The organism is Lentzea sp. NEAU-D7 (assembly GCF_026242055.1).
Lineage (GTDB): Bacteria > Actinomycetota > Actinomycetes > Mycobacteriales > Pseudonocardiaceae > Lentzea.
On record NZ_JAPJDL010000006.1, the window covers coordinates 245,841 to 262,602 of the forward strand.

Consider the following 16,762-nt stretch of genomic DNA (forward strand, 5'->3'; position numbering starts at 1 on the left):
ACCGGTGAGACTAGTGCGCGTCCGCCGGTCGCAGCGCGGCCGCGTCCAGGTCTCCGCCGGTGAGCCCGCGGGCGACGTCACGGATCGGTCGCCGGTTCCTCGTGGCGTGATCGAAGATGAGGCGGCGGGCCTCGTCGGTGCCGGTGTCGAGGCCACCGGCGACCATGCCGATCGCGTGCGCGAGCATCACGCGGTCGTTGAGCGTGGTCAGGGTCCGCTCGGCCAGCCGGTGGCGGCGCGCGGGGTCGTCGTCGTCCTGCGACAGGCCCAGCACCGCCAGATCGGCCAGCACCTGCCCGAGCCGCCGCTGCCAGTCCTGCCACGGCGTGACCGCCGCGTAGAACACGTTCAGGCCACCGACGGCGTCCCCCGCCAGACGCATCGGCACCGCGTGCACCGCGCGGAACCCCGCATCCAGCGCGGCACGCGTGAACGCCGGCCAATGACCACGGCCGTCCTCCAGATCCGGGCAGCCGACCATCGCGTCGTCGCGCACGCAGTCCACGAACGGGCCCTCGTCGATCTGGCTCTGCAGCAACTCCAGGAACCGGGCCCGTTCGTCGGAGGCCGCCACCACGCTCAGCCCACCACGCGGATCCGCCAGCAACACCCCGGTCGCCGACGCGGACAGCAGCGTCCCACACGCCGCGGTGACCAGGCGCAGCACCGAATCAGCGTCATGACGGCCCACCAGCCTCGCCGTGAGCTCGCTCAACGTGACGGCGATCTGTTCCTGGGCACGGGGCACTCCCGCAGCATACGACCCGGCATGGCGCCGTGCCCGCGGCACAGGCCGCACAACACCAGAAGCGGAAAGTCCATTTAGGACATCGGCGAGGTCAGTCGGTCAGCTGGTCGAGAGGAAGACGCCGGGCCAGCACGTCGCCTGCCACGTCCACGACCGACCTGCCCCTGGCGAAGGCGTGCGCCCGCAACCGCAGGAACGCGTCCTCCAGGCTGATCCGCATCAGGGCCGCCAGCATTCCGGTCGCCATGTTGACGTCCTGGTACGACGTCTCCAGCCAGATCCGTTCCTCGCTCGCCATCTCCTCGTTCTGCAGGAGCAGCTTGTGCGAGATCAGGTCGGCGAGCAACGCCGCCTCGAAGACGAACTCCGCGGGCAGCACGCCGGGCCGGCGGCGGTACAGCCCCAGCGTGCCGAGCAGCATCGCGCCGATGCGCAGCGGGAAGAAGAACGCGGCCGCGAGGCCCGCACCCCGTGCGGCCCCGGCGAACACGGGCCACCGAACCTCGTCGAAGCTGAGGTCGGGAACCAGCACCGGGCCGTGCGCCGCGACGGCCGCGAAGCCCGGTCCCTCGCCCACGGTGTACTGCGCTTCCTCGATGCCCGCCGCCCACGGATCACTGGCACCGACCAGTTCCTGAGCGCGCGAGCCGCTGTAGAAGACGAGCGCGGCGCCATCGACGTCCGGCAGCGCGCGCACGCACACGAGGCTGAGGGCATGCCCCAGTTCCGCACGCCCTGACGTCGTCCTGCACTCGAGCACCTGCTCTATGAGCCGGTCCTGGCGTTGCCCGTCCAACAGCGTTCCTCTGGCCGACGGTCACACGTCGAGTTCCAGCCTACGAAGCCCTCCCCCGCCGCGCACTTCACCGCGGTGGCGGGTCAGGGCAGTTCCAGCTCGTCGTGACGGCCGGCGATGGTCTCGGCGAGCTCGACGAGCTTGACGTTGAGGTGCTGCGAGGAGCGGCGGAGCAGGTCGAACGCCTCGTCGGCGGTGAGTCCGCGGCGCGCCATGAGAATGCCCTTGGCCTGGCCGATGACGTCACGCGAGTCGATCGCGCGGCGCAGCTGCTCGGCCTGCAGGGTGGCGATGTCGACGGCCTCGGTGTGCGCCAGCGCGAGAGACGCGTGCGTGGCCAGCAGCAACGCGATCGCGTGGTCGGTCTGGTCGATGCCGTGCTGCCGGTGCGAGTAGATGTTGAGCGCGCCGGACAGCCGGGGTGACTGGATCTCGGGCAGCAGTGCCGTGGACAGCACCGCGCCCAGGCCCCTGTCGGCGGCTGCCGGGCCGAAGCGGGGCCACGACGTCGAGGCGGCGAGGTCGGGGGCGGTCGCGACGGCGGGGCCGGCCGGATCGGCCACGTCGAGGCAGGGGCCTTCCCCCAGGTCGTACTGCAGCTGGTCGAGCTCGGTGGCGACCCGGTCGGTCTCCACCGGCGTGTGGAACTTCCCGTCCCGCGACCGCAGGGTGACGCTGACCAGGTCCGCGCCGGGCACGACCCGTGACGCGGCCTCGACGACCTGCTCCAGCACCTCCCCGGTCGTGGTGGCGTCCAGCAGCGAGTAGGTCAAGGTCGCGAACTGCTGGGCCAGCGGCCCGAGTGGTGCCCCGTGATCGCGCGTGGGTGCCTGGCCGGACGCGATCGCCTTCTCGGCGTCGGCGGTGAACCTGGTCCGGTCGAGGTTCCAGTCCTCGTCGCTGGGCGGCATCTGCGGCACCTCGGATCGTCTCCTTCCCGCCCGGTGAACACCGGTGACGGCGACGGGGTTGACCGGGTGCTGGGTTCTGAACCCCTGACCCACGGTAGGCGATCCGGGCACGGACCGCAGGCGGCCGGCGTGGCGCTGCCGCCGCCTGGACCGTGCCAGATGCGGCACCACTTGTCCCTTCGCGTTGTGGACCGCGGTTTCAAGGCCTACCGTGGAGAGAAGTCCCGCAGCCCGCCGTCGAGTTCAACCAGAAGCTCGGTGAACGTCCCACCACCACGGAGTGGAGTCACCGTGTTGAAGCAAGGACTTGATCCCGGCACGCCCAGCTGCTCGGTCCGCGGCTCGCGACAGGACGGTGTTCCGGTCGTCACCGTCGCGGGTGAGGTGGACATCGACACCGCACCGCTGCTGCGCGCGGAAGTCACCATCCAGCTGTCCCAGTCACCCGCTGTGCTGGTCGTGGACCTGCGTGAGGTGACCTTCTTCGACTCCTCCGGCATCCGCGCCCTGCTGACCGCTCACCGGTGCGCGGCGGACCTCCGCGTGGTGGCGGACAGGGCCGCGGTGCTCAGAACTCTTCACTTCTCCGGCATGGACACGGTGTTCCGCGTCCACCCGACGCTCAGCGAGGCGCTGGCGGGGCTCCGCCGGTAGCGGATCGTCGGTCCACACCGGACTCGACGCCCGCCTGCCGCCCGGCCCCGACCGTCCTGCCGGAGGTCCAGGGCCTGGCGGCGAACATCCGGTGAGCTACTTGCCGAGTCGCCGTGCGAGCAGTTCCTTGCCCTGCTCGGCGCCCTTGCGGCTCTCGCCCTGCGCGCGGCGGAAGAACTCCGCCAGTTCCGAGTCGCCCGCGCTCTCCGCGTCCTGGACGTAGGTCTCCAGCCGCAGAGCGTTGCTCAGGCAGGCCTCCACGAACCAGATGATGTTGTAGTCCTTGTCCTTCGTACCCGTCACCGTCTGGGCGTCGGCGTTGATCGACACGGTTTCCTCCTCTTCCGGTATCGCGTTCTCCCCCAGTCGACTACCCCGCTGGCAGAGGAAGACACATCGCCGGAAAGCGAAGGACGGGACCGGCAGATGCCGGCCCCGCCCTGTGATCACCTGGTGGTCACGCCTTCACGGAGTGCTTCCCGCGGGTCCAGGACGTGGCGTCGCCGCCGTCGCCCGCGGGACCGGAGTGGCCACCGGCCGTGGTGCTGTGGTTGGAGGCGTCGCCGGTCGAACCGGTGGCACCCGTGTCACCGGAGTCGCCCGAGGTGACCTCGGTCCAGGACTTGGTGCCGTGGTTCTTCCAGTCGTGCTTCCAGCCGTGGCAGTTGCCGCCGCGGTGGTGCTTGTTCTCGGTCTTCACCACTGCCTTGTTGCCGCCGGTGGCACCGGAGTTCCCGGAGTCGCCCGAGTCACCGGTCGTGGCGTTGTTCGAGCTGCTGGCGTTGCCGCCGTCACCCGAGTTGCCGCCCTTGCCCGCGGTGGCCTTGGCCGAACCGGACTTGCCGTGGTTCCAGGACTTGCCCTGCTCGGTCACCGCCCAGGCATCGCCGCCGTCACCGGCCGGGCCGGAGTTGCCGCCCTTGGTGACGCTGTGGTTGCCCGCGCCACCGGTCGTGCCGGTGGCACCCGTGTCGCCGGAGTCGCCCGACGTCACCGTGGTCCAGGACTTGGTGCCGTTCCAGGACCAGCCGTGGCCGCGCTCGGAACCGGTCGTGCGGACGACGGCCTCGTTGCCGCCGGTGTCGCCCGAGTTCCCGGAGTCACCCGAGTCACCGGTCTTGGCGTTGTTCGAGCTGCTGGCGTTGCCGCCGTCACCCGAGCTGCCGCCCTTGCCCGCGGTGGCCTTGGCCGAACCGGACTTGCCGTGGTTGCTCCACTTGTCGTGGTGGCCCCACTTCTGGTCCTTCGTCATGACCGCCGCGTCGCCGCCGTCGCCGGCGGGACCGGAGTTCCCACCCGCGGTGTTGCTGTGGTTGGAGGCGTCACCGGTGGAGCCGGTGGCACCGGTGTTCCCGGAGTCGCCTGAGCTGACGTTCGTGTGGCACTCGGCCAGCACACACACGCCATAGGCGCTGTTGCCGCCGGTGTCACCCGAGTTGCCGGAGTCACCGGAGTCGCCCGACCGCGCGGTGTTCGAGCTCGTGGCGTCGCCGCCGTTGCCCGAGTTGCCACCGTTGCCCGCGGTCGCACCGGTGTTCTGCGCACGACCGGCCGCGGTGGCGTCGCCACCGTTGCCGGCAGGACCGGAGTTCCCGCCCACGGTGGTGCTGTGGTTGGAAGCGTCACCGGTCGCACCCGTGGCACCGGTGTCACCCGAGTCGCCCGAGCTGACGTTCGTGTGGCACTCGGCCAGCACACACACGCCATAGGCGCTGTTGCCGCCGGTGGCGCCGGAGTTCCCGGAGTCACCCGAGTTGCCGGACGTGGCGTTGTTCGAGCTGGTGGCGTTGCCGCCGTCACCCGAATCACCGCCGTTGCCACCGTTCACGACCGAGTTCACGACGTCGCCGACGCCGCCGAGGAGACCGTTGCCCCCGGTGTCGGCGCTTGCCATCGCCGTTCCGAACAGGAGGAATCCTCCCGAGAACGCTGCGGCCAGCAAGCCGCGTCGCACAGAGCTGTGCATTGTCGAACCTTCCTGTCAATCAAGCTTGGTGATCTGGTCGGCTTGGTTGGCAGGACTGGTCAACTGGGATGGTTGCGGCCGTAGTAGTAGCACCACGACCCGTGGACCTGGTGGTCCCGGCTCACGACGAGCGACTCGCTGTGCGGGCGAACTCCCGATCCCGCTGGGAGGTCCGGCACCGCTGTGTTCCCCGATCCGCTCGAGGACGCTGATCCTGTCGTGCCGGGTAGAGCGGACGGCACTTCAGGTGACTGCTTCTGGGGCGCCTCGATCGGGGGCGCCACGTCAGGTGCGTACATCTCTTGCTGCCGCGGTGGTGTTGTCACCACGACCCGGTCGGGCAGCGCCGCGGCGTGGACCTCCGGCACGACGGCCGGTGCGAGCGGCACCGGTGACGGCGTGACCGGCGGTGGGACGTCAGCCTGTTCAGATGGCTGCGGCACCAACGGCTCCAGGGCCCGAGGCACCACCGGCACGTCCTGCACCGTGCGCGCCACAGGGGCGAGCAACGGCGCTGTCACGGGCTGGAGTGGCTCCAACGCCGGGCTCAGGGCCTGCACGACGGTGTCCACGGCCGGTGCCAGCGGTGCGAGCACCGGTTCGGTCACGGGAGCGACGAGAGCGGTGACCCCGTCCAGCAGGCCGGGCGAGTCCCCCTCGTCGGCATTCGCCACTCCGGCGGACAGGAGCCCGAATCCGATGAGGAATCCGGCCACACCGAGCGTCCGCCGCAGTGCTGTGGAGCATGTCGACTTCATGTAATCACCCCCTTTCGACGAATCAGCACCTGTACATCCGTGTATTCGACACCCCACGGACACCGGTTCACTCGAAAGTGGAATCAATTTCGTTCACGCAGCTCAAAGCGGCGAATTAATTCGAAACATGAATTCGCGATTACTTTGCGACACGAGATCGTGCACATGACGTCGACGCGCAGTGATCGACATGGCGGGCCGCGTCCCTGTGCGCCCACTTCCGAAACCGGACGCACAGGGACGTGCGTGGCGCCGTCCCGAGCCGGCTGAACCGCATCTGGCGGATCCGCGCGCTGTACATCCGTGCGCCGCGGGCATGCCGGATCGGCCTTGTCCCCCGATCCACCTGATGGAGTGACTACCGGTCGCGTTCAGCAGATACCTGAACGGACGCAATCCGGCCCGGCCGGCGCCCCGAATCCTTGGACGTGACCGATCACATCCTCGTCATCGGCTACGGCGACACGGGGCGGCGCGCCATCAACTCGGTGCTGGCCTCGCAGCCGGACGCCCTGCTGACCGTGCTGGACACCGACTACCTCGCCGTCGCCGAGGCCACGGCCAACGGTGCCACCGCGGTCCTCGGGGACGGGCGGGACAGATGCGCGCTGGACGACGCACGCGCCGACATCGCCGATCGCGTCGTCGTCACGGTCCCGGACGACCTCAACGCCTACCTGATCACCAGGACGGTGCGGGCGGCGAACCCGGACACGGTGATCATCGTGGTCATCCGCGAACCGGAGAACCACGCGCTGTTCGTGTCCTCCTACGCGACGTCCGTCCACATCAGACTTCCCGACGAGCAGACGTGAAAAAACTCCGGAAACCGCACGTGAGCACGGTTCCCGGAGTCGCGGTACTGCCTTCCCTGGAGATGTCAGGCGGGCAGCAGCACCGAGTCGATGAGGTAGACGGTGGCGTTGGCGGTCTTCACGCCACCGCAGATCACGTTGGCGTCGTTGACCTTCAGCGCGTCCTTGGAGCCGGTGACCTTGACGGTGCCGGTCTGGACGGTCTTCTGGTCACCGGCGATCTTGTCGGGCGTGATCTGGCCGGGAACGACGTGGTACGTCAGGATCTTGGTCAGCAGCGCGTCGTCGGTCTTGAGCTTCTCGATCGTCGCGGCGTCGATCTTCGCGAACGCCGAGTCGACCGGCGCGAACACGGTGAACTCGGCACCGTTGAGCGTCGACACGAGGTTGACCTTCGGGTTCAGCTTGCCGGACACCGCGCTGACGAGCGTGGTGAGCAGCGGGTTGTTGCTGGCGGCCACGGCCACCGGGTCGGCGGCCATGCCGCTCACGGAACCGGCGCCGGACGGGACCTGCTTGGCGTAGTCGGCACAACCGGGGCCGACGAGGTTCGCGGCCGGGTCGGCCATCGCGGCCGAGGACTGGGTGGTCGTGGTGGGCGCGGCGCTGGAAGTGCTGCCGCTGCTGGCCATGTCACCCGAGCCGCACGCCGCGCCGAACAGGGCGAGCGAGGCGGCGCCGACGGCCAGGACGGTGTTGCGGACGGTCATGTTCATGACGAGACATCTCCAAGAGTGTTCGGTCAGTTGCTACTCGTGATTCGCCACAGCTGGGCGAACGGATGGGTCTGGTTATAGACCCGTTACAAATCTCGTGTTGCTACTTCTGTCCTATGTGGACTGTCCTGCTGGGCACGACTATCCCGCCACCGAGGTGAACACCATCGAGTGCCAGCCGGACGCGCCGTCCGGGATCGGGGCGGCACGCTCGTTGGTCTGGGTGTAGCCCTTCCGGTCGGTGGCACGGCATTCCACGGTGTGGTTGCCCTCCTTCAGGTCCAGCTCGATGCGCCACATCCGCCAGGTGTCGACGTTGACCTCCCGGCTCAGCGTCGCCTCCTGCCAGGGCCCTCCGTCGACCCGGACCTCGACGCGGTCGACGCCGGTGTGCTGGGCCCAGGCGATGCCCGCCGCGACGAACCGGCCCGCCGGCACCCTCTCGAAGGACTTCGGCCGGTCGATCCTGGACATGGTCTTGACAGGCGCCTTCTTGGCCCACTTGCGCTGCGCCCAGTACGGGTCGAACGCGTCGAAGGTGGTGAGCTCCATGTCCACCAGCCACTTCGTCGCCGACACGTAGCCGTAGAGGCCCGGCACGACCATGCGGACCGGGAAGCCGCGTTCCAGCGGCAGCGGCTCGCCGTTCATCCCCAGCGCCAGCATCGCGTTCGAGCCCGGCGCCATGATGGAGTCGACCGGGGTGCCGCACGTCCAGCCGTCCACGCTGCGCGTCGCGAGCTGGTCGGAGCCGGAACGCACACCGGCCTCCCGCAACAGGTCCGCGAGGTCGACACCGATGAAGTTCGACGTGGAGATGTACGGCCCACCGACCTCGTTGGACACGCACACCAGTGTGATCGTCTTCTCCACCAGCGGACGCCGCAGCAGGTCGTCGTAGGTGAGCAGCATTTCGTTGTCCACCATGCCGTGCACCCGCAGGCGCCAGTCCTCGGCGCGCAGGCGAGGCACGGTGAGCGCGGTGTCGACGCGGTAGAACTTCTCGTTCGGCGTCAGGAACGACGGTGTGCCCTCACGCGCGAAGTCAGCGTCGAACGGGATCTCCGGCGCCTTCTTCCCGGGCCGCAACGTGATCCCGCGCCGCGAGGCTTCGACGTCCACCCGGCCGGCGAGCCACTGCCCGCCCGCCGCCGCGACACCCGCCACCGCGGCGATCGCCGCCGTCGACAGCAGGAACTTCCGCCTGCCCGGAGCCTCGGCCGGAGCCGGGGTCTGAGCCTGGCCGCGGGACCACAACCAGCGGAACGCCGCCACACCGGCCACAAGACTGGCCAGCGGGGCGATCACACCCCACGTGGTCGTCGTCGGCCGGGCCAGCACCGCGACGATGCCGACGAGACCGAGCACCGCGGCGAGAGCCGTGCCGGGCCACGGACTGCGCCGCGACAGCAGCCCCGCCACCACGCCGAGGCCCGCGAGCACGACCGCCATGCCGCCGAGCAGCACCAGCTTGTCGTTCTCACCGAACGTGCGAATCGCGAAGTCCTTGACCGGATGAGGCGTCAGGTCGATCGCGGTGTTGCCGACAGCGAGGAACGGCGACGCCAGCGGACTCACCAGCCCTGCGACGAGATGCCCTACCGCCAACGCCACGGCCACCGACACAAGGCCGATGAGGACGGATCGTGTTGCCTTCACATCTGTTGTTCGGAACAGACCGCTGAGCGGATTGGCTCACGTGCAGTGTTTTTCAACAATCCACATTGGACTGGAACACGGCATTGGGCACTCACGTCCGAGACGTGAGTGCCCAGGTGCCGAGCGGGTGATGTCAGGCAGGCAGCAGCACCGAGTCGATGAGGTAGACGGTGGCGTTGGCGGTCTTCACGCCACCGCAGATCACGTTGGCGTCGTTGACCTTCAGCGCGTCCTTGGAGCCGGTGACCTTGACGGTGCCGGTCTGGACGGTCTTCTGGTCACCGGCGATCTTGTCGGGCGTGATCTGGCCGGGAACGACGTGGTAGGTCAGGATCTTCGTCAGCAGCGCGTCGTCGGTCTTGAGCTTCTCGATCGTCGCGGCGTCGATCTTCGCGAACGCCGAGTCGACCGGCGCGAACACGGTGAACTCGGCACCGTTGAGCGTCGAAACCAGGTTCACCTTCGGGTTCAGCTTGCCCGACACCGCGCTCACCAGGGTCGTGAGCAGCGGGTTGTTGCTCGCGGCGACCGCGACCGGGTCGGCGGCCATGCCGGAGACCGAGCCCGCACCGGACGGGACCTGCTTCGCGTAGTCGGCACAACCGGGGCCGACGAGGTTCGCGGCCGGGTCGGCCATCGCGGCCGAGGACTGGGTGGTCGTGGTGGGCGCGGCGCTGGAAGTGCTGCCGCTGCTGGCCATGTCACCCGAGCCGCACGCCGCGCCGAACAGGGCGAGCGAGGCGGCGCCGACGGCCAGAACGGTGTTGCGGACGGTCATGTTCATGACGAGACATCTCCAAAGGGTGATCGAGCAGTTGCTACTCGTGATTCGCCGCGCCCCGGGAAGCGGATGGGTGTGGTTATGAATCCGTTACCAACCGCAGTGTCCACAACAGACTGACGAGCGGTTTTCCAAGGCGGCTGGAACACGATCGGCCACACCTCGGTGTGACGAAGCGATCCGGACCGATCCATCTGCGCCTCTGCTGCGAACAACCAGAGGACAACAGCCGAGGAGAGGACCTGGGATGCCAGAGCGTGAGCGGGCGCTGCAAAGCCTGCAGAGCACCCCTCGTGACGTCGGCCCGACCGCCGACGACCTGCTCGCGCTGGTCGCACGGGGCGACGAGGCGGCGTTCGAGCGTCTCTACGACGTCGTGGCCGGCTCGGTGTTCGGGCTGATCAGGCGCGTCGTGCGGGACCAGGCGCAGTCGGAGGAGGTGTTCCAGGAGGTGATGCTCGAGGTGTGGCGGACCGCGACCAGGTTCGACCCCGAGCGGGGCAGTGCCACCACCTGGATCCTCACGCTGACGCACCGCAGGGCCGTCGACCGCGTCCGGTCCGCCCAGGCCGCCACGCACCGCGAGGACCGCGCGGCCCGCCTCGACCCGGCCAGGCCGTTCGACGAGGTGAGCGAGCAGGTCGACGGCCGGCTCGAGCAACGTCAGGTGCGGCGCTGTCTGAGCTTCCTGACCGAGCTGCAGCGCGAGTCCGTGCTGCTCGCCTACTACCAGGGCTATTCGTATCCGGAGGTCTCGAGTCTGCTGGGCATTCCGCTCGGCACGGTCAAGACCCGCATGCGCGACGGCCTGATCCGACTGCGGGACTGCATGGGGGTGACCGGATGAGGACCACATCCGCTGATCTGCACACGCTCACCGGCGCCTACGCCGTGAACGCGTTGTCGGACTTCGAACGAGCCGCTTTCGAGGCGCACCTGACCCGCTGCGAGAGCTGCGCGGTCGAGGTCACCGAGCTCGCGGCCACGGCCGCGCGGCTGGGCGGCGCGGTCGAGCACGCACCCCCTCCCCAGCTCCGCGCCCGCGTGCTCGCGGCGGCGGCCGAGACCCGCCAGCTGTCCCCCCACGCGGCACGCGTGCCGGACCCGCGCCGCAAGCGCTGGGCGGGAGGGCTGCTCGCGGCCGCCTGCCTCGTCGCCGCGGTGTTCGTGACGGTGCAGTACTCGCAGTCCGACCAGGAACGGCAGCTGGCGCAGCTCTCCAGCGAGTACAGCCGGTTCTCCGACTTCCTGTCCACGCCGGACGCGAAGCTGATCAACGGCAGGGCACCGAACGGCGCCACCGGTACCGCTGTCATCTCGGCCAGCCGCGACGAGGCGCTGTTCCTCGCCAAGGACCTGCCCCAGGCACCGGACGGGCACACCTACCAGCTCTGGCTGATCGGCGCCGACGGTGACCCGAAGCCGGCCGGGCTGCTCGACTCGCGGTCGTCACCGGTCGTCGTCAACGGGCTCACCGGAGCGCAGGAGGTCGCGCTGACCGTGGAGCCGGTGGGAGGTTCGCCGGCACCCACCACGCCGGCGGTGATGGCGATGCCACTCGCCTGATCCAGGACGGCAGCTGTCCTGGTTCCGTGCCAGCATCCCGCGCATGATCGGACGCTGGCACGGCCTGGTGGTGGACTGCCCTGATCCGCGAAGCCTCGCGGAGTTCTACGAGAAGCTGCTCGGGATGGTCCGGGTGCAGGACGACGAGGAGTTCGTCGTCATCGGTGACGCCCCGGACCGTCCCGGCGTGGCGTTCGCACGGGTCGAGGGCTGGCAACCGCCGAAATGGCCGGACGAGACCGCGCACATGCACTTCGACGTGCGGGTGGACGATCTCGCCGCGGCGGGCGAGCAGGTGCGGGCCCTCGGTGCGCGCAGGCTCGAAGGCGGCGGCGAGCGGTTCCACGTCCACGCGGATCCCGCCGGCCACCCCTTCTGCCTCGTGAGCTGGTAGACGTGCCGATGCCGGTCTGACCCGCGTGGTTGGTAACGACTTCACGGGCCGTGCATGACTTAGTCGCCGCGATCAGGCATTCTGCGCGAATGGCACTCCGGCAGGCGAGCGACTTCGCCCAGTTGTCCACCGAGATCAAGCAGGCCGGCCTGCTTGCTCGGCGGCGCGGTTACTACTTCACCCGGATCGGCGTGAACCTCGTGGTCTACGCGGCGGCCTGGGTGGCGTTCGCGCTGCTGGGCGACTCGTGGTGGCAGCTCGCGGTCGCGGTCGTGCTGGCCGTGATGTCCACGCAGCTCGCGTTCATCGGGCACGACGCGGGCCACAAGCAGATCTTCGCCTCGAAGAAGTGGAACGAGATCACCGGCTACGCCCACAGCGGGCTGGTCGGCGTCAGCTACGAGTGGTGGGTGGGCAAGCACAGCCGCCACCACGCCAACCCGAACCACGAGGACGAGGACCCGGACGTCGACATCTCGGTGCTCGCGTTCACGCAACGGCAGGGCGCGGCCAAGCGCGGCCCGCTGCGGTGGATCGCCTCGCACCAGGCGGTGCTGTTCTTCCCGTTGCTGCTGCTGGAAGGCTTCGCGCTGCACTGGCACTCGATCCGGTACTCGGGCCGCGAGCGGACCGTGATGATCGCGAACGTCGTGGTGTACCTCGCGGTCGTGTTCTGGGTCCTCTCCCCCGTGTACGCCATCGCGTTCGTCCTGGTGCACCAGGCGCTGTGGGGCTTCTACATGGGATGTTCGTTCGCCCCCAACCACAAGGGCATGCCGGTGCTGTCGGCCGGGCACTCGCTCGACTTCCTGCGCAAGCAGGTGCTGACCTCGCGCAACATCCGGGGCGGCTGGTTCGTCGACATCCTGCTCGGCGGGCTGAACTACCAGATCGAGCACCACCTGTTCCCGAGCATGCCGCGGCCGAACCTGAAGCACGCGCAGGCGATCGTGCACAAGTTCTGCGAGCAGCACGGGATTTCCTACGCCCAGTGCGGCCTGTTCCGGTCCTACGGATTCGTCCTGCAGCACCTGCACGAGGTCGCGCAGCCGATGCGCAAGGCCGCGGCCTGATCCACGAATGTCCTGAAATGGACAAAGGCTGACCAAAACGGTCGTCCGGCCCGCACGGCGCTGGTTTCCTCGGTGGAAGGACCGAACCGGGGGAACTGACCATGCGAAAGCATCTGTTTGGCGTGCTCACAGCAGGTATGGCACTGGCTCTGGTCGTCGGCGGGCAGTCGGCGGCCGAGCCCGCGGCACCGACCTTCCAGCCCGACCCGATGCTGGCCTTCCTGCCGGCGGAGGCGAAGGTCGACTGGGCCGCGGTGCAGCGGAACCGGGAGGCCCGCAAGCAGTCGCGCGTGGCCGCGAAGAGCGCGGGCCAGCCGTTGGCCTACACCGAGAAGGAGACCGGGCAGGGCGCCAACGACGCGCCCTCGAAGGCCGAGCACGTGGCCGGGTTCGGGACCGGCAGGGGCAAGAACCCGAAGCTCACGATCACCGGCGACCTCGCGGGTGACCCCACGATCCCCGTGGCGGCGCCGTTCGCCGAGACCAACGACGCCGTCCCGCTCGCGAGCGACCCCGGTGTGCCCGCCCGCGAGAGGGCCGTGCGCACCAGCGGCAAGATCGGCGACGGCCCGTACGGCAGCGGCGGCGACGGCACCGGCGACCACGACTTCTACAAGCTGTCCGGCGGTGCCGAGGGGCGGATCGTCCTCGTCGAGACGGACACGCCGACCGGTGACCTGGACACCCTGCTCGCCTCGTTCGACGCGACGGGGCGGCTCCTGGACCAGCACGACAACCTCGCGGGCAGCACGGACAGCAGGCTGAGGGTCCCGGTGCCCGCCGGACAGGACGTCTACCTCATGGTCGCGGCGGCCGGACCCGGCGGGATCCCGGCCGACCCGATGACCCCCGGCACCGGCAAGCGCGTCCTCACCGAGGGCACCTACGACCTGACCATCGCGACCGGCGGCGGCCCCGCGGACAGGGACTACTTCTCGGTCGACCTGAAGGCGGGTGACGTGCTGGGCGCGTCGGCGGCGGGCAAAGCGACCAGGGTCGTCGTCCACGACCCCGCCGGGCGCGAGGTCTTCGGTTCGTCGCAGGACTTCAGCTTCCTGTACGCCGAGAACTCCCCGATGCCCGCCGGTGGCAACGCCGTCGCGGACTTCGTGGCGCCGAAGGACGGCCGCTACACCGTCGGTGCCGAGAACGGTGACGGCCGCTACGACGTCACGGTCGAGGCCTATCGCCCCGGCTCGGAGCTCAACCAGCGCCCCGAGGTGCTGACGATCTTCCTCGACTTCGACGGCGCGCGGGTCAACACCCGGATCTTCGGCGTCGACCCCTCGGCGGGCAACAAGGACCTCTCTCCGTTGAGGAAGTTCCTGCCCGGCTGGGGTCTCACCGGCGCCGACGAGAACGCCGTGATCGACGGCGTGGTCGCGACCGTCCGAGAGAACGTCGAGCACGACCTGGCCGCGAAGGGCACCAACAGGCGGTTCGCCGTGCGGATCCTGAACAGCCGCGACCACGCCGACCCGTGGGGCCAGAAGAACGTCAGCCGCGTGGTCGTCGGCGGCTCGATCGCCGAGTCCGGCATCCCGACCGTCGGCATCGCGCAGTCGATCGACGCGGGCAACTTCGGCAAGGAGGAGACCTCGCTGGTGCTGCTCGACGTCCTCAGCGCACCCGCCTCCCAGTCGCAGACGTCGCTGAACGCCTACATCACGCCGGCCAGTGACAAGATCGCGTTCATCGGCCGGGCGATCGGCAACATCACCGCGCACGAGGCGGGGCACATGTCGGGCAGCTGGCACCAGGACCAGTTCAACGCGCTCGACGCGATCATGGACCAGGGCGGCAACCCGAAGGGCATGTTCGGCGTCGGCCCGGACGGCATCGGTGGCACGGCCGACGACGTGGACGTCGACTTCCACGAGGACGTGCTCAACCCCAACGAGGGCTTCACGGGGATCGAGGACACCCTCAACCGCACCGCGTGGGCCTACACCCGAGGCGCCAACTGACGGTCCGATTCCCGCCAGAATCCTGACCGCGGTTCCAGCAGGCTGATCGGCATGGGATCACTTGAGGGGAAAGCGGCTCTCGTCACCGGCGGGAGCCGGGGCATCGGAGCCGCGGTGGCCGAGAAGCTCGCCGCACTCGGCGCGCAGGTCGCGGTCACGTACCAGAACACCAAGCCGGACAACGGTTTCGCCATCCAGGCGGACAGCGCCGATCCGGACGCCGTCGTGGCCGCGGTCGAGGAGACCGCGGTCCACTTCGGACGGCTCGACGTGCTCGTGAACAACGCTGCGGTCTTCCGGGTCGGACCGCTGGAGGAGCTCGGCCGGGAGGAGTTCGACCTCACGATGGCCGTGAACGTGCGCGCGCCGTACCTGGCTGCGCGTGCGGCGGCACGGCACATGGGTGAGGGTGGCCGGATCATCAGCATCGGCAGCAATGTCGCCGTGTACTCGCCGTTTCCCGGCTTCGCCCTGTACTCGGCCAGCAAGACCGCGCTGTTCGGGATGACGAAGGGCCTGGCGCGCGAACTGGGTCCGTCGGGCATCACGGTGAACGTCGTGAACCCCGGCCCGACCGACACCGACATGAACCCGGCCGACGGGCCGTTGGCGGACACGATCCGGGGTCTGACGGCGTTGGGGCGCTACGGAGAACCAGCGGAGATCGCCGCTGTCGTCGCGGCTCTGGCGGGTGAGGCCGGTGCGTACGTCACCGGCGCCATCATCAACGCGGACGGCGGTTTCACCGTCTGACGGGCATCACGACCAGGTGACCGGCAGGGCGTGCACGCCGTAGATGTTCATGTCGGTCCTGAGCTTGACCTCACGGGCCGGCACGGCGAGTTCCAGTGACGGGAAGCGGCGCAGCAGTCCCTCGAACCCGGCGCGCATCTCGATGCGGGCCAGCTGCTGACCGAGGCACTGGTGCACGCCGTGCCCGAACGAGAGGTGGCCACGGGCGTTGCGGTGCACGTCGAGCGTGTCGGCGTGCTCGTAACGCTCCGGATCGTGGTTGCCCGCCAACAACGACAGGATGACCGACGAACCCTTGGGGATCGTCTCCCCGAAGAACTCGATGTCCTCGGCGGCGTACCGGAAGAAGATGTCGGCGACGGCGAGGTAGCGCAGCAGCTCCTCGACGGCGTCGGGGATCATCGCCGGGTCCGACCGCAGCGCGGCCAGCTGGTCCGGGTGCTCCAGCAGCGCGAAGGTGCCCAGCGACAACATGTTCGCGGTCGTCTCGTGGCCCGCGAGCAGCAGCAGGAACGCCATCCCGCAGAGCTCCTCGATGCTGAGGTCCTCGTCGCGGGCCAGATCGGACAGCAGGTCGTCCACCGGTTCGGCGCGCTTGCTGACGACCAGTTCGGCCAGGTAGGTGTTCATCGCCATGTAGGCGGCCATCTTGTCCTCGAGGTTCACCTCCCTCTCCATGAACTTGGAGGAGTTGGTCTGGAACGTGTCGCGGTCCGCGTAGGGGACACCGAGGATCTCGCAGATCACCAGTGACGGCACCGGAAGCGCGAACTCCTTGACGAGGTCGACCGGCGGCGTGAGCTCCGCCAGGGCGTCCAGCTGCCGTTCGGTGATCTCGACGATGCCCTCTTCGAGCGCCTTCATCCGCTTGACGGTGAACGCCCCGGTGAGCTTGCGGCGCAACCGGGTGTGGTCCGGCGGGTCCATGCTGATGAACAGCCCGGGCGTCTGCGGGGACGGTTCGGTCTGCTCGGGCATGCCGGGCGTCGGGAACGGCACGTGGATGATGCCGAGGTCCTGCCGGTTGCTGAACCTGGTGTCCGCCAGGGCCTGCCGGACGGCTTCGTAGCCGGTGATGAACCAGCCCTCGTGGCCGTCGGGGAAGAGCATCGGGCTGACCGGGCGGGTCTCGCGCGCCAGGGAGACCCGGCTGGGCGGGACGAACGGACTGACGTCGCGGTCCGTGGGAAGGCCGTGCAACATGG

The 16,762-nt window shown here is 69.2% G+C and carries 18 protein-coding genes; 8 read left to right on the top strand and 10 right to left on the bottom strand.

The window, feature by feature from the left end; all coding sequences use genetic code 11:
- Positions 1 to 10 precede the first annotated feature (10 nt).
- From ORI60_RS15285 to ORI60_RS15295, 3 genes are all read right to left on the bottom strand, one after another.
- Positions 11 to 748 carry a GAF domain-containing protein gene (locus ORI60_RS15285; RefSeq protein WP_266037900.1) on the bottom strand — a complete coding sequence of 246 codons (738 nt, stop codon included), beginning with the start codon at positions 746 to 748 and terminating at the stop codon, positions 11 to 13.
- A gap of 91 nt (positions 749 to 839) precedes the next feature.
- Positions 840 to 1,445 (bottom strand): ANTAR domain-containing protein, encoded by a 606-nt coding sequence (locus ORI60_RS15290; RefSeq protein WP_266037902.1) that lies wholly within the window; start codon positions 1,443 to 1,445, stop codon positions 840 to 842.
- Between the two features lie 182 nt (positions 1,446 to 1,627).
- Positions 1,628 to 2,455 (bottom strand): GAF and ANTAR domain-containing protein, encoded by an 828-nt coding sequence (locus ORI60_RS15295; RefSeq protein WP_266037904.1) that lies wholly within the window; start codon positions 2,453 to 2,455, stop codon positions 1,628 to 1,630.
- A 291-nt stretch (positions 2,456 to 2,746) separates the two neighbouring features.
- Between ORI60_RS15295 and ORI60_RS15300 the strand changes: the two genes are divergently transcribed.
- Complete coding sequence (locus tag ORI60_RS15300; RefSeq protein WP_266037906.1) at positions 2,747 to 3,109, top strand: STAS domain-containing protein; 363 nt, start codon at positions 2,747 to 2,749, stop codon at positions 3,107 to 3,109.
- Between the two features lie 96 nt (positions 3,110 to 3,205).
- On the opposite strand, the gene ORI60_RS15305 is transcribed toward ORI60_RS15300, so the two are convergent.
- The 3 genes from ORI60_RS15305 to ORI60_RS15315 all read right to left on the bottom strand — a co-directional run bounded on the left by ORI60_RS15305 (position 3,206) and on the right by ORI60_RS15315 (position 5,833).
- A complete protein-coding gene (locus ORI60_RS15305; protein WP_266037907.1) occupies positions 3,206 to 3,439 on the bottom strand; it encodes a hypothetical protein in 234 nt (77 codons plus the stop codon).
- 127 nt (positions 3,440 to 3,566) lie between these two features.
- Positions 3,567 to 5,003: a hypothetical protein gene (locus tag ORI60_RS15310; RefSeq protein ID WP_266037908.1), complete on the bottom strand. Its 1,437-nt coding sequence runs from the start codon at positions 5,001 to 5,003 to the stop codon at positions 3,567 to 3,569.
- 131 nt (positions 5,004 to 5,134) lie between these two features.
- The gene (locus ORI60_RS15315; protein ID WP_266037909.1) at positions 5,135 to 5,833 is read right to left on the bottom strand and encodes a hypothetical protein; all 699 of its coding nucleotides are present in this window, start codon (positions 5,831 to 5,833) and stop codon (positions 5,135 to 5,137) included.
- 428 nt (positions 5,834 to 6,261) lie between these two features.
- Between ORI60_RS15315 and ORI60_RS15320 the strand changes: the two genes are divergently transcribed.
- Entirely contained in the window at positions 6,262 to 6,648 is a 387-nt protein-coding gene (locus tag ORI60_RS15320; protein ID WP_266037910.1) for an NAD-binding protein, read from the top strand.
- Between the two features lie 65 nt (positions 6,649 to 6,713).
- Here ORI60_RS15320 and ORI60_RS15325 read toward each other — a convergent pair whose 3' ends face one another.
- From ORI60_RS15325 to ORI60_RS15335, 3 genes are all read right to left on the bottom strand, one after another.
- Positions 6,714 to 7,364 carry a fasciclin domain-containing protein gene (locus ORI60_RS15325; protein ID WP_266037911.1) on the bottom strand — a complete coding sequence of 217 codons (651 nt, stop codon included), beginning with the start codon at positions 7,362 to 7,364 and terminating at the stop codon, positions 6,714 to 6,716.
- Positions 7,365 to 7,505: 141 nt separating this feature from the next.
- A complete protein-coding gene (locus ORI60_RS15330; RefSeq protein WP_323055912.1) occupies positions 7,506 to 8,978 on the bottom strand; it encodes a molybdopterin-dependent oxidoreductase in 1,473 nt (490 codons plus the stop codon).
- 178 nt (positions 8,979 to 9,156) lie between these two features.
- Positions 9,157 to 9,807 (bottom strand): fasciclin domain-containing protein, encoded by a 651-nt coding sequence (locus ORI60_RS15335; protein ID WP_266037911.1) that lies wholly within the window; start codon positions 9,805 to 9,807, stop codon positions 9,157 to 9,159.
- Positions 9,808 to 10,051: 244 nt separating this feature from the next.
- Here ORI60_RS15335 and sigK point away from each other — a divergent pair, with 244 nt between their 5' ends.
- The 6 genes from sigK to ORI60_RS15365 all read left to right on the top strand — a co-directional run bounded on the left by sigK (position 10,052) and on the right by ORI60_RS15365 (position 15,557).
- Positions 10,052 to 10,651 (top strand): ECF RNA polymerase sigma factor SigK, encoded by a 600-nt coding sequence (gene sigK / locus ORI60_RS15340; protein WP_266037913.1) that lies wholly within the window; start codon positions 10,052 to 10,054, stop codon positions 10,649 to 10,651.
- On the top strand, positions 10,648 to 11,370 hold the full coding sequence (locus tag ORI60_RS15345) for an anti-sigma factor (RefSeq protein WP_266037914.1): 723 nt from the start codon (positions 10,648 to 10,650) through the stop codon (positions 11,368 to 11,370). Before sigK ends, ORI60_RS15345 begins: the two co-directional genes overlap by 4 nt.
- A gap of 43 nt (positions 11,371 to 11,413) precedes the next feature.
- Positions 11,414 to 11,764 (top strand): VOC family protein, encoded by a 351-nt coding sequence (locus ORI60_RS15350; RefSeq protein ID WP_266037915.1) that lies wholly within the window; start codon positions 11,414 to 11,416, stop codon positions 11,762 to 11,764.
- Between the two features lie 89 nt (positions 11,765 to 11,853).
- On the top strand, positions 11,854 to 12,837 hold the full coding sequence (locus ORI60_RS15355; protein WP_266037917.1) for a fatty acid desaturase family protein: 984 nt from the start codon (positions 11,854 to 11,856) through the stop codon (positions 12,835 to 12,837).
- 101 nt (positions 12,838 to 12,938) lie between these two features.
- The gene (locus ORI60_RS15360) at positions 12,939 to 14,804 is read left to right on the top strand and encodes a hypothetical protein (protein WP_266037919.1); all 1,866 of its coding nucleotides are present in this window, start codon (positions 12,939 to 12,941) and stop codon (positions 14,802 to 14,804) included.
- A 51-nt stretch (positions 14,805 to 14,855) separates the two neighbouring features.
- Positions 14,856 to 15,557: an SDR family oxidoreductase gene (locus tag ORI60_RS15365; RefSeq protein ID WP_266037921.1), complete on the top strand. Its 702-nt coding sequence runs from the start codon at positions 14,856 to 14,858 to the stop codon at positions 15,555 to 15,557.
- Between the two features lie 6 nt (positions 15,558 to 15,563).
- On the opposite strand, the gene ORI60_RS15370 is transcribed toward ORI60_RS15365, so the two are convergent.
- Positions 15,564 to 16,760, bottom strand: coding sequence for a cytochrome P450 (locus tag ORI60_RS15370; protein WP_266037923.1), 1,197 nt, complete (start codon positions 16,758 to 16,760; stop codon positions 15,564 to 15,566).
- Positions 16,761 to 16,762: the final 2 nt, after the last annotated feature.